The 11,469-nt window shown below is 71.8% G+C and carries 13 protein-coding genes and 1 pseudogene; 8 read left to right on the top strand and 6 right to left on the bottom strand.

Going from position 1 to position 11,469, the window contains the following annotated elements; all coding sequences use genetic code 11:
- The 3 genes and pseudogenes from AB0B58_RS24255 to AB0B58_RS24245 all read left to right on the top strand — a co-directional run.
- Positions 1–531 (top strand): annotated as a pseudogene (locus AB0B58_RS24255) (glycosyl transferase); the annotation flags it as partial.
- A gap of 140 nt (positions 532–671) precedes the next feature.
- Entirely contained in the window at positions 672–1,907 is a 1,236-nt protein-coding gene (locus tag AB0B58_RS24250; RefSeq protein ID WP_360227636.1) for a glycosyltransferase, read from the top strand.
- A gap of 117 nt (positions 1,908–2,024) precedes the next feature.
- Complete coding sequence (locus tag AB0B58_RS24245) at positions 2,025–2,333, top strand: DUF3040 domain-containing protein (protein ID WP_360227633.1); 309 nt, start codon at positions 2,025–2,027, stop codon at positions 2,331–2,333.
- Between the two features lie 115 nt (positions 2,334–2,448).
- Here the strand turns inward: AB0B58_RS24245 and AB0B58_RS24240 are convergent, their stop codons facing one another.
- The 4 genes from AB0B58_RS24240 to AB0B58_RS24225 all read right to left on the bottom strand — a co-directional run bounded on the left by AB0B58_RS24240 (position 2,449) and on the right by AB0B58_RS24225 (position 6,488).
- A complete protein-coding gene (locus AB0B58_RS24240; protein WP_360227630.1) occupies positions 2,449–3,540 on the bottom strand; it encodes a DNA glycosylase AlkZ-like family protein in 1,092 nt (363 codons plus the stop codon).
- A gap of 12 nt (positions 3,541–3,552) precedes the next feature.
- Positions 3,553–4,161 carry a GNAT family N-acetyltransferase gene (locus AB0B58_RS24235; RefSeq protein WP_360227627.1) on the bottom strand — a complete coding sequence of 203 codons (609 nt, stop codon included), beginning with the start codon at positions 4,159–4,161 and terminating at the stop codon, positions 3,553–3,555.
- A gap of 69 nt (positions 4,162–4,230) precedes the next feature.
- A complete protein-coding gene (locus AB0B58_RS24230; protein WP_360227624.1) occupies positions 4,231–5,028 on the bottom strand; it encodes an IclR family transcriptional regulator C-terminal domain-containing protein in 798 nt (265 codons plus the stop codon).
- Positions 5,029–5,057: 29 nt separating this feature from the next.
- The gene (locus tag AB0B58_RS24225; RefSeq protein ID WP_360227621.1) at positions 5,058–6,488 is read right to left on the bottom strand and encodes an amidohydrolase family protein; all 1,431 of its coding nucleotides are present in this window, start codon (positions 6,486–6,488) and stop codon (positions 5,058–5,060) included.
- Positions 6,489–6,689: 201 nt separating this feature from the next.
- Here AB0B58_RS24225 and AB0B58_RS24220 point away from each other — a divergent pair, with 201 nt between their 5' ends.
- The 5 genes from AB0B58_RS24220 to AB0B58_RS24200 are packed head-to-tail and all read left to right on the top strand — an operon-like array spanning position 6,690 to position 10,751.
- Positions 6,690–7,814 (top strand): CoA transferase, encoded by a 1,125-nt coding sequence (locus AB0B58_RS24220; protein WP_360227618.1) that lies wholly within the window; start codon positions 6,690–6,692, stop codon positions 7,812–7,814.
- The gene (locus AB0B58_RS24215; RefSeq protein ID WP_360227615.1) at positions 7,796–8,575 is read left to right on the top strand and encodes a citryl-CoA lyase; all 780 of its coding nucleotides are present in this window, start codon (positions 7,796–7,798) and stop codon (positions 8,573–8,575) included. The genes AB0B58_RS24220 and AB0B58_RS24215 overlap by 19 nt, the downstream gene beginning before the upstream one ends.
- A gap of 12 nt (positions 8,576–8,587) precedes the next feature.
- Positions 8,588–9,451, top strand: coding sequence for an extradiol ring-cleavage dioxygenase (locus AB0B58_RS24210; RefSeq protein ID WP_360227612.1), 864 nt, complete (start codon positions 8,588–8,590; stop codon positions 9,449–9,451).
- Positions 9,448–9,807, top strand: coding sequence for a hypothetical protein (locus AB0B58_RS24205; protein WP_360227609.1), 360 nt, complete (start codon positions 9,448–9,450; stop codon positions 9,805–9,807). The genes AB0B58_RS24210 and AB0B58_RS24205 overlap by 4 nt, the downstream gene beginning before the upstream one ends.
- Complete coding sequence (locus tag AB0B58_RS24200) at positions 9,807–10,751, top strand: zinc-binding alcohol dehydrogenase family protein (RefSeq protein ID WP_360227606.1); 945 nt, start codon at positions 9,807–9,809, stop codon at positions 10,749–10,751. The genes AB0B58_RS24205 and AB0B58_RS24200 overlap by 1 nt, the downstream gene beginning before the upstream one ends.
- 36 nt (positions 10,752–10,787) lie before the next feature.
- Here AB0B58_RS24200 and AB0B58_RS24195 read toward each other — a convergent pair whose 3' ends face one another.
- The gene (locus AB0B58_RS24195) at positions 10,788–10,958 is read right to left on the bottom strand and encodes a hypothetical protein (RefSeq protein WP_360227603.1); all 171 of its coding nucleotides are present in this window, start codon (positions 10,956–10,958) and stop codon (positions 10,788–10,790) included.
- A 32-nt stretch (positions 10,959–10,990) separates the two neighbouring features.
- Positions 10,991–11,161 carry a hypothetical protein gene (locus tag AB0B58_RS24190; protein ID WP_360227600.1) on the bottom strand — a complete coding sequence of 57 codons (171 nt, stop codon included), beginning with the start codon at positions 11,159–11,161 and terminating at the stop codon, positions 10,991–10,993.
- Positions 11,162–11,469 lie beyond the last annotated feature (308 nt).

Here is an 11,469-nt window from a genome sequence, read left to right as displayed (position 1 = left end):
CAGCCGGGCGGCGCGACAGGCACGCAGCCGGGCGGCACACAGCCGGGCGGCGCGACAGGCACGCAGCCGGGCGGCACACAGCCGGGCGGCGCGACGGGCATGCCGCCGGGCGCGGGCGCGCCGGGCGGCGGGATGCGTGGCGGCGGCATGGGCGGCCTGCTCAACGCGGCCACCGTCGGCGACGAGATGAAGGCCCTGCTGGACGCGAACGCCGACCGGTACACCTGGGTGGCCGCGGCGATCGGCTCGCAGAACGCGTCGGGCTATCAGCTGGCCACCGGCGACCCGGTCATGGCGATCGGCGGCTTCAACGGCAGCGACCCGTCGCCGACCCTGGAGCAGTTCCAGCGGTACGTGACCGAGGAGAAGATCCACTACTTCATCGGGGGCGGCGGGTTCGGGGGCGGCCGGCCCGGCACCGGCTCGGGCGGCAGCAACTACAGCTCGCAGATCTCCGAGTGGGTGACCGCGAACTTCGCCGCACAGACCGTGGACGGCGTGACGATCTACGACCTGACCGCCGCTCGATGACCCACCTTCCCGACCCGGCGCGGGCGGTCCCCGATCACGGGGGCCGCCCGCGCGGCATGCCACAGACCGGGAACAGGACTCACAGGACCGGCACAGGTTCGCCATATTCCGGGCATAGCCGTGCGCGCGATCTTCGTGACATGAGCCTTTCCATGCTGCCCTCGCACGCCTACGAGCAGGTGCGGGTCGTTGCTCCGGTGCTCGACGTCGTCGTGCCGGTACACAACGAGGAGATCGACCTCGAGCCCTGCGTCCGCCGGCTGCACGAGTACCTGCGTGCCGAGTTCCCGTACCGGTTCCGGATCACCATCGCGGACAACGCCAGCACCGACTCCACCCGCGAGGTCGCCCGCCGCCTCGCCGAGGCACTGCCCGGGGTCGTGGCGGTGCACCTGCCGGAGAAGGGCCGGGGCCGGGCGCTGAAGCACGTGTGGACGCACTCCGACGCGGCCGTCCTGGCCTATCTGGACGTTGACCTCTCGACCGACCTCGGCGCGCTGCTCCCGCTCGTCGCGCCGCTGATCTCGGGCCACTCGGACCTGGCGATCGGCTCCCGGCTGGCCCGCGGTTCCCGGGTGGTCCGCGGCGCCAAGCGCGAGTTCATCTCCCGCACCTACAACCTGATCCTGCGCGGCACCCTGTCGGCGCGCTTCTCCGACGCGCAGTGCGGCTTCAAGGCGATCCGGGCGGGCGTGGCCGAGCGGCTGCTGCCGATGGTGGAGGACACCGGCTGGTTCTTCGACACCGAGCTGCTGGTGCTGGCCGAGCGGGCCGGGCTGCGCATCCACGAGGTGCCGGTGGACTGGATCGACGATCCGGACAGCCGGGTCGACATCGTGGCGACCGCGATCGCCGACCTGCGCGGCATCGCCCGGCTGACCCGGGCGCTCGGCGCCGGCCGGCTGCCGCTGGCCGCCCTGCGCCGGCAGCTCGGCCGCAATCCGCTGCCGGTGGCGGGCGTGCCGGCCGGGCTCACCGGGCAGCTGCTGCGCTTCGCGGCGGTCGGCGTGGCCAGCACCCTCGCCTACCTGCTGCTGTACGCCCTGCTGCGCAACGGTTTCGGCCCGCAGACCGCCAACCTGGTCGCGCTGCTGGCCACCGCGGTGGCCAACACCGCCGCCAACCGGCGGCTCACCTTCCGGGTACGCGGCACCGACGGCGTCTGGCGTCATCAGGCGCAGGGTCTGGTCGTCTTCGCCGTCGGGCTGGGCCTGACCAGCGGCTCGCTCGCCCTGCTGCATCTGGCGAGCGACCCACCGACCATCGTGGAACTGGGCGTACTGGTGATCGCCAACCTGGTCGCCACCGGCGTGCGCTTCCTGCTACTACGCGGCTGGGTCTTCCGCGCCGCCGACGCGGGCATTGAGCAGGCGTGAACACAATCCTCCAAAGAGTATGAATTTGGTGACCGACGGGTAACAATGGCATCGACCGGGACTGCTCCAGGGTCCCGGTCGATGTGCTTTCTGTCCGGGCCCGCCGGAGGTGGCGACATGCTCAGCAAGGAAGACAACCGCAGACTGGCGCAGCTGGAACGCCAGCTCCGCCGCGAGGACCCGGACTTCTGCGCGCGGATGCGAGGGCAGTTGCCCGCCCGCCGGCGCGTGCCGATCTCCCTCGTGCTGGCCGCCTGCATGGTCTGGGCGGCCGTCCTGGCCCTGGCCGTCCTCGGCTGGTGGGGCGCGGCCGCCGTCGCCGCGGTGTGGGGTGCGGTCCTCCTGGCCGCGCTCACCTACCGCTGCCGCCCCGCCCGACCCGACCGCCCCTCCCCAGGCCCAGGAAACCTCCCCCCGGCCTGGTAACCCCCAGCCCGGGCGGCTCCTGGCGCGGCCCGCCTTCCCAACCGGCCCGCCTTCCCAACCGGCCCGCCCTCCCAACCGGCCTGCCCTCTCCCAACCGGCCCGGCCGCGGGCGCGCTCAGGCGAAGGTGACGGTCGCGGCGGCGACCCCGCGGGCCCGGGCCACCACGGCGGACTCGTCCTCGACCGCCCTGCGGGTCTTCGCGGTCAGCGAGCCGAACGGCGTCACGGTGAGATCGACGCGCTTGCGGCCGGCCAGCCGGGCCCGCCACACACCGGCGATCTCCCCGTCGATCAGCAGCGCGCCCGGGTTGCCGAGCAGCTTCCAGAGCTCCTTCTGCCGGGCCCGCTCCGGGACCAGCAGGTCGCGGTCGCGCGCCTGCAGCAGTGCGTCCATCGCGGGAAGCAACCGCACGCCCGGCGCGGCCGTCGCGCCGGCGAGCTCGGGAACCGCCGACGTGGGCAGCCAGGCCACCCGGCCGTCGACCCTGACCTCGGTCAGGCCGGCGGGCCAGACCTTCTTCATCTCGGCGGCGGTGCTGCCCAGGTATTTCGCCACCTCGACCGGGGTGGCCGGGCCGAGCAGCCGCAGGTAGGTCGTGATCAGAGCGCCGATGCCCGCGTTCCGGACGGGCTGCGGCGGCGCGTCCCGGATCGGGCCGAGCGTCGCGTCCTTGCCGCGCGACTCGACCTCGACGCCGCCGGCCAGGCCGGAGTGCTGCCACACGTTGCCGGCGATGTGTCGGGCCCCGCAGGCGCGGCAGTCGTAGGTCAGCTCGCGCGGCACCAGGGCGCTGACCCGGGTGCTGGCCTCGCCGCGCGGCATCGAGGACGTGACGACCTCGCGGAACGCACCCGCGGTCGCCTCGAACGCCTTCAGCCCGAGCTTGACGCCCTCGGGGATCTGGGCGCTGTTGATCCGCGCCGACGCATCCGCGTCGCTGACCGGCCACAACGCCTTGACCAGCGTCCGGAGGTCGCCGCGGCGATGCAGATGCGGCGCGCCCCGGGCGGCCCAGACCATCAGCAGCCGGTCGTCGCCGAGGTCGGCGTCGGTGCGGGCGGCGAGCGCCACCTGCACCGAACCGGGCGTGTATTCCTGCACGCCGAGGTCGAGCACCGCCAGGTCACCCGGACGGTCTGCGCCGCGCCTGCCCAGCCCGAGGGCGGCGACCCGGTATGCCATCACCTGCCTGCGGTCCACGTCCATGGGAACCACCTTTCACCCGCGACGACCGTAGCGCCGGGCTGCGACGTTCTTCAGCCGCTCGAGGCGGGTTCCGCCGCCGACGGAGACGAGTTCCCAGGTGTCCAGGCTGCTCGGGCCGTACGGGCCCTCCTGCAGGATGGGCGGTTCCCCGGTGAGCCGGTACCCGCAGCGCCGGGCGACGGCACAGCTCGCCGTGTTCGCCGGGTCGATGCGCAGCAGCAGCCGGCTGAGTTTGAGTTCGCTGCGGGCGTACCCGGACAGCAGGGAGAGCGACGCCGACGCGTGGCCGCGCCGGCGATGCGCGCCGCCCACCAGATAGCCGAGCTCGGCCTCCCTGAGGCCGGCGTCGACGCCGAAGAGGAGCACCTCGCCGACCGGTCTGCCGTCGGCGATGATCGCGAGCTGGATCCGTTGGCCGCTGGCGCGGCCCTGCTTGGCCCGCTTCAGGTAGGCGACGCCCGCCTCGCGGTCGAACGGGGACGGCATCGGCGTCCATCGTGCGATGTCCGGCTCGTCGAGGAGCTCCACCAGCTCCTCGAGATCTTCGTCCCGCCATTCGCGCAGCTGGATGCCGTCCCCGGTCAGCGCGATCGGGTAGGGCAGGCGGCCGGAGGTCGTCATGCGCCGATCCTGCCCGTAAGTACCCGGTTCCGGCCAGTAGGAGCCTTATGAATGCCGTGAATGAAATCCTCAGCCGCGGACCACGATCGGCGCCGTGTCGAGCAAAGCACAGTCGTGGCTTATGTCGGCGGCCGCATGCAGCAACAACGGCAGGTATTCGCCTGTCAGTTTATCGACAGACGTCTCCGCCGCGTGGACGGTGACGTTGAGCGCGGCGACCACCCGGCCGTCGCCGTTTCGCACGCCCGCGGCGATGGACCGGATGCCGAGCGCGAGGTCCTGATCCGCGAGGGCCCAGCCCCTGGCGCGGACCTCGCGCAGCGACCGGAGCAGGGAGTCGCGGTCGGGCCGCCACCGGGCGTCGACACCCGAGCGGCCCGGCTCGGCGAGCACCTTCTCCAGTTCCGCGGGGTCGAGGGCGGCGAGCAGCACCTTGCCCATCGAGGTCGCGTGCGCGGGGAAGCGGGTGCCGATCGAGACGGCCAGCGTGACGATCTTCGGTACGGCGACCCGCGCGACGTACACGATGTCGGAGCCGTCGAGCTGGGCCATCGAGCTGGACTCGCCGGTCTGCGCCACCAGGCGTTCCATGTGCGGCCGGGCGACGTCCCACAGGTCCAGGGAGTTGACGTACGCCATGCCCAGCTCGAGCACCCGGGGTGTCAGCGTGTAACCGCGCTCGACGGACCGCACGTAGCCCAGTTCGGTGAGGGTGAGCAGGATCCGGCGCACGGTGGGCCGGGCGAGCCCGGTGTCGACGGCGATCTCGCTCAGCGTCGACACCCTGCGGCCCGGCCGGAAGCTGCGCAGCACGTCCAGCCCGCGGGCGAGGGCCTCGATGAAGTCCGGGCCGGTCTCCCGCGCCATCGAGCCCCCTTCCGCAGCCGTCCGAGCGGCTAATGCTTCCATTGCGCCGAGCCGGCGTCCCACTCGGTGTATGTGTACGGGTTGTCCCGCACCTTCGTCTCAGGAATGTCGGGATTCATGCCGCGGGCCCAGGCCTTCTCGCCCAGCTCGCCGCGCAGGTGATCGATGGTCCGCCCGACCCGCTCGCGGGCGGCGGCCAGGTCCACGCCGACCAGCTTGTGGTCCCGCTTCACGATCCGGCCGTTGACCAGCACGGTGTCCACGTCGCCGCGCTGTGCCTGGAACGCCACGTGGCCGTACGGGTGGAGGATCGGGAACATCGCCGGCGAGTCGTCGTTCCTGAGCAGCACCACGTCGGCCTTCTTCCCCGGCTCGAGGCTGCCGACGACGCCGTCGAGGCCGAGCGCCCTGCTGCCGCCGCGGGTCGCCCAGTCGACGACCTGCTCCGCGCGCAGGTGCACGTGGGTGACGGTCTCGCCCCGGCCGTGCGCCTCCAGGTGCTCGCGCGAACGGTCGGCGCCGAGCGTGGCGCGCATCGCGGAGAACAGGTCGCCGCTCCACCACACGCTGGTGTCCATCGACAGCGAGACGCCGATGCCGTGGTCGCGCAGGATCCAGGTGGGCGGGTAGCCCTGGCCGGCGCTCTGCTCGCTCTCTGTGGAGACCGAGACCGAGCCGCCGGTCGCGGCGATCCGATGGTACGAGTCGCGGTTCAGCGTCGCCGAGTGGACGTACACGGTCTGCGGGGTCATGAAGCCGTTCTCGTGCATGAGTCGGATGCCGTCGTCGTTGGTCGCGCCCCAGACGCCCGCGTGCGTGGTGACCGCGACGCCCAGTTCGCGGGCCACCTCGAAGGCCGCCTTCTCGGGGAAGGCGGGGTCACCGGTGACGTCGAAGGCCAGCTGGAAGCCGAGCATGTCGTCGCCGGGGGTGATCCGGCGGTTGACGAAGTCGCGGAACCCGGCGTCGGCCGACCACTCCCACGGGCCCTGCTGGAGGTTGCCGTAGGCGAACACGAACCGGCCCGGCACCGCCTCCAGCGCATCGACCGCCGCGTCGGCGTGCTGCGGCGTCTGCAGGCCGTGTGACCAGTCGACCGTGGTGGTGACGCCGGCGTCGATGGCCTCGATCGCGGCGAGCAGGTTGCCGGCGTAGACGTCCTCCGGGCGGAACAGCTTGCCGGACTCCAGGTAGTACCAGACGAAGTACTGGGTGAGGGTCCAGTCGGCGCCGTAGCCGCGCATCGCCGTCTGCCACATGTGCCGATGGGTGTCGATCATGCCGGGCATCAGGATGCCGCCGGACGCGTCGATCACGGTGGCACCCTCGGGGGCGGTGAGGCCGGCGCCGATCTCGGCGATGCGTTCGCCGACGACGAGCACGTCGGCGTTCGGCAGCACGGTGTGCCGGTCGTCCATGGTCAGCACGGTGCCGTTGCGGAACAGCACGCTGTCACTCATTTCGCCGTCAACTCCCCTCGAGGCCGGGCGGACAGTCGTCCGTCAGGCGGTCACCGTCTCGAGGCAAGTGTGTTGCGGCTCACTAAGGGTGTCAAGGACTCGGCCAGCGCGTGACCTATTGACAGCAAATAGGCCCGGGTCGAGACTGGCGAAAGTGCGGACGGCCGTCCGTCTGACGGTCAACACCTCGGAAGGCGGCACATGGGACCACTCAGCGGACTGCTCGTCGCGGACTTCTCGCGGATCCTCGCGGGGCCGTACGCCACGATGCTGCTCGCCGACCTCGGCGCCCAGGTGATCAAGGTCGAGGGCCCGTCCGGCGACGACACCCGCACCTGGATGCCCCCGGTTCGCGACGGCGTCTCGACCTACTACCTGGGCATCAATCGCAACAAGCGCTCGATCGCGCTCGATCTCAAGCAGCCCGGGGACCTCGACGTGGCCCGGCGGCTGGCCACCCGGGCCGACGTGATGATCGAGAACTTCCGGCCGGGCGGGCTGAAGCGCTTCGGGCTCGACTACGACACCGTCGCCGCGGCGAACGAGCGGATCGTCTACGCGTCGATCAGCGGCTTCGGCACCGGCGCCGGCGCCGGGTACCCCGGCTACGACCTCATGATCCAGGCGATCTCCGGCCTGATGAGCCTGACCGGGGACCCCGAGGGGCCGCCGTACCGGGCGGGGATCTCGGTCTTCGACGTGATGGCCGGGATGCACGCCGACATCGGCATCCTCGCCGCCCTGCACCACCGCGACGCCACCGGCAACGGCCAGCACGTCGAGGTCAACCTGCTCTCGTCCGCGCTGTCCGGGCTGGTCAACCACTCCAGCGGGTACGTCGCCGGCGGCACCGTCGGCTACCGGATGGGCAACGCGCACCCCAGCCTGTTCCCCTACGAGCCGCTGCCGACCGCCGACGGCGAGCTGGTCGTCATCGCCGGCAACGACGGGCAGTTCCGCAAACTCTGCCAGGTGCTCGACCTGCCCGGGCTGCCCGACGACCCGCGCTTCGGGCGCAACCAGGACCGCACCGCCAACCGCGAGGCGCTGCGCCCGATCCTGGTGGAGCGCCTCGCCCGGCGCACGAAGGACGAGTGGTTCCGCGACCTGCTCGCGGCCGGCGTGCCCTGCGCGCCGATCAACACCATCGACGGCGGGGTCGCGCTCGCCGAGGAGCTGGGCCTGGACCCGGTGGTCACGGTCGGCGGGATACCCGGGGTCCGCAACCCGATCACCTTCTCCGGTACGCCGGCGGGCTACGAGTTGCCGCCGCCCGGGCTCGACCAGCACGGTGAGGAGATCCGCGAGTGGCTGATGAAGGACTGAGGTTCCCGACCGCGATCGGCACCTCCGACGAGAACCAGATCCGGCTGCTCGGGCAGGACCTCGCCGCGGACCTCATGGGCCGGGTCGGCTTCGGCGAGCTGGCGTACTGGCTGGTCGCCGGCCGTCGGCCGACGCCGGGCGAGGTCCGCGTCTTCGAGACCGTGCTGGTGGCGCTCGCCGACCACGGCTTCACGCCGACCGCGATCGCGGCCCGGCTCACCTACACCAGCGCGCCCGAGTCGTTGCAGGGCGCGCTCGCCGCGGGCCTGCTGGGCGGCGGCTCGCGATTCCTTGGCGTGACCGAGGACTGCGGGCGCTTCCTGGCCGAGGTTCTCGAGAATGGCATTCCGGCCGACGACGCCGGCTTCGACGCTCTCGCCCTCGACGCGGTCACCGCGGCCCGCGACGGAAAACGGCTCGTGCCCGGGCTCGGGCATCCCGTGCACAAGCGGCAGGACCCGCGGACCCCGGTGCTGATCCGCATCGCCGAGGAGGAGGGCTTGCGCGGCCCGCACCTGCGCCTGTTCGAGGCCGTCGGCCGGGTACACCCGCGGGTGCTCGGCCGCACGCTGCCGCTGAACGGCGCCGGCGTCTGCGGCGCGGCGCTGGCCGACCTGGGACTGCCCGTCGACCTGCTGCGCGGCTTCGCGCTGCTCGCCCGCGCCGCCGGGCTGCTCGGCCACCTCGCCGAGGAGCGCCGCAACCCGATCGGCATGGACGTCTATCTGGCCGTCGACCGCAACGCCGTCTACGAGCAATAGGAAGGAGCCGCCATGGCCACCGTCGCCGCGGTGATCGCCTCCACCCACCACCCCTTCTACTACCGCGCCAGCACCGCGACCGGCGAGGATCGTCCGCCCTTCGCCGACGAGTGGGTCCGCAAGATCACGGCGTTCCGGCAGACGCTGACCGCGGCGCGCCCGGACGTGCTCGTCATGGTCGGCTCCGACCACTTCCACCAGCTGTGGCTGGACAACATGCCGCAGTTCCTCGTCGGCAAGGCGCCGTTCTACGACGCCAACTGGTACAACGAGGAGCGCGAGTTCGGCCTGCCGAGGATGCTGCTCAAGGGCCAGGAGGACCTGTCGGCGCACATCCTGCGCGCCGGCCTGGACTCCGGTTTCGACCTGGCGTTCAGCAACGAACTGCGGATCGACCACAGCGTCACCTGCCCAATCATCACGCTGCGGCCCGAGGCCGACCTGCCCATCGTGCCGATCTACACGAACATCTTCGCGCCGCCGCTGCCGCGGCCGAAGCGCTTCGTCCAGCTCGGACAGGCCATCCGCGAGATCGTCGAGTCCTGGCCCAGCCACCTGCGCGTCGCGATCATCGGAACCGGCCACCTCTCGCTCGAGCTCGGCGGACCCCGCCAGTTCGGCCCGCACGGACCCGATCCCGAGTTCGACGCCAAGGCCGTCGAGTGGATCGCCACCGGCGACATCGAACGCTGCCTCGCCGAGGTGACCCTCGACAGCCTGCACTCCCCCGGCAACGCCACCCACGGCTTCATGGACTTCATGCTGATGATGGGCGTCGCGGGCGCCGGCCGCAAAGCCGACCACGTGGACAGCCTCGACCTGTTCCACACCATGGAGGCCTACTTCACCTGGTATCCGAACGGGGTGCAGGCGTGAGCAGATATCTGGTGGACAAGTTTCTGTACACGGTCGACCGTGATCCCGACCTGGTCGAGCGCTACCGGGCGGAGCCCCGCGGGACCGTGCTGTGGTGGGAGTCCGAACGCGCAAACACCGTGCTCAACTGCCACGACGGCGAGGCCAGCACCTGGCTGCGCTTCACCGACGAGGAGCGCGAGGCCCTCGCCACCCACGACCACGTCGCGCTCTTCTCCCTCGGCGCGCACCCGTTCCTCACGCTGACACTGTTCATCGCGATGTTCGAGCGCGACCACGGGCCCCTGGAGTATCAGAAGGCCTTCGGCGCGCGCCTCGCGCACTTCTCGATGCCCTACCCCGACATCGCCACCTGATGCGCGCCGCGCTGCTGCACGAGTGCGGCGCCCCGCCGGTCGTCGGCGAGCGCGCGGCGCCCGTGCCGGGAGACGACGAGATTCTGGTACGGGTCACCGCGGCGTCGATCACCCCGCTCGACCGCCTGTGCGCATCCGGCACCTCGTACTTCGGCGCGCCGGCCACCCCGTACGTGCCGGGCGTACAGGGTGTCGGTGTCCGCGACGACGGGACCGCGGTGTGGTTCCCGACGGGCGCGGGCATGCGCCCGGGCGACGGCAGCATGGCCGAGCACGCGGCCGTGCGGGCCGCCGACACCGTCGAGCTGCCGACGGGCGTCGACCACCGGCTGGTGGCGGCGCTCGGGCTCTCGGCGGTGGCCGCGCAGATGGCCCTGACCTGGCGCGGCGAGCTCCGGCCGGGCGAGCGGGTGCTCGTGCTCGGCGCCGGCGGCGTCGTCGGCCAGGCCGCGGTGCAACTGGCCCTGCTCGCGGGCGCCGACCGGGTCGTGGCGGCCGCCCGATCCGGCCGGTCCCAGCGGCGCGCGGCCCGGGCGGGCGCGGCTGTGGTCGTACCCCTAGAGGAGAATGCGGAGGTCGCCTGGCTGGCGGCACGGCTGCGGGCCGCGGCGGACGGCCCGGTGGATCTTGTTCTGGATCCCCTCTTCGGGGTGCCGGCGGCGGCCGCGCTGCGGACGCTGCGGCCGGGCGGCCGGCTGGTCAACCTCGGCGACGCGGCGGGCGCGACCGCGCCGATGGACTCGGCGACGCTGCGCAGCGGCTCGCTACGGGTGCTCGGCTACACGAACAACGAACTGACCCCCGCGCAGCGGTCCGAGGCACTCGCCCTGATCGCCGCGCATGCGGCGGCCGGTCGGCTGACGGTCGACTACGAGACGGTACGCATGGAGGACGTCGCCTCGGCCTGGCACCGCACGGACCGCCGGATGGTGCTGGTTCCGTGAGGCCTGTGGAGATCCTGTGGACAACCCGCGGGACGTTCAGGCGAGACGGCCCGGCTTCCGCGGTGGTTCGGGCGCGACGGCGAACGGGTCACGCAGGCGCGTCATCGCCTCGGCGCTGCTGTCGGCAATCTCGGCCTCGGGCTCGGGCACGACGGCATCGGCCGGGGCGAGGAACAGGGATGGATCGTGCTGGTCGGTAGATTTCATTCACCGGTCCGATGATCTGTGTGATGGGTCAGCTACGAGGACGGGGCTTCGAGTTCTTTCAGATCGAGGTGCAGCGTGGCCAGCAGTCCGCTGTAGAGGAACGGGTCGACCTCGTCGGGAAGCTCCCGGTCGACCCAGTCGGCCCGGACGTTCTGGCCGCGTTCGCGAAGCTTGGCGATGATGACGCTCTTCTGAATGATCATGTCTGGGCCCGTCGAGAGAAATGGCTTGAGCCGGTAAAACAAAAAGCGCCGGACGGGAGCGGTTACCCATCAGGCGCGGAGACGTCAACGGATTCAGAACTGGAACCCACGGTAGCACGAATTGAACCTCCGTCCCGAATTCGGCAATCGGCGCCGGCAAGGGAGCGAGCATCATCAGTGTAAGCTGACCCCGAGTCGCCAGGCGGGCTCACCGGTCGCGCGAAAGCCGCAGGTTCTGCGGTGACTACGGCGGCGAACCGGGTGATCAGCTGCTCGCACCGAGGCGTACGACTCGACGACGCGCGATC

It is taken from the genome of Actinoplanes sp. NPDC049118 (genome assembly GCF_040648555.1).
In the GTDB taxonomy this organism is placed as follows: domain Bacteria; phylum Actinomycetota; class Actinomycetes; order Mycobacteriales; family Micromonosporaceae; genus Actinoplanes.
This window is presented reverse-complemented; position numbering and strand designations above follow the sequence as displayed.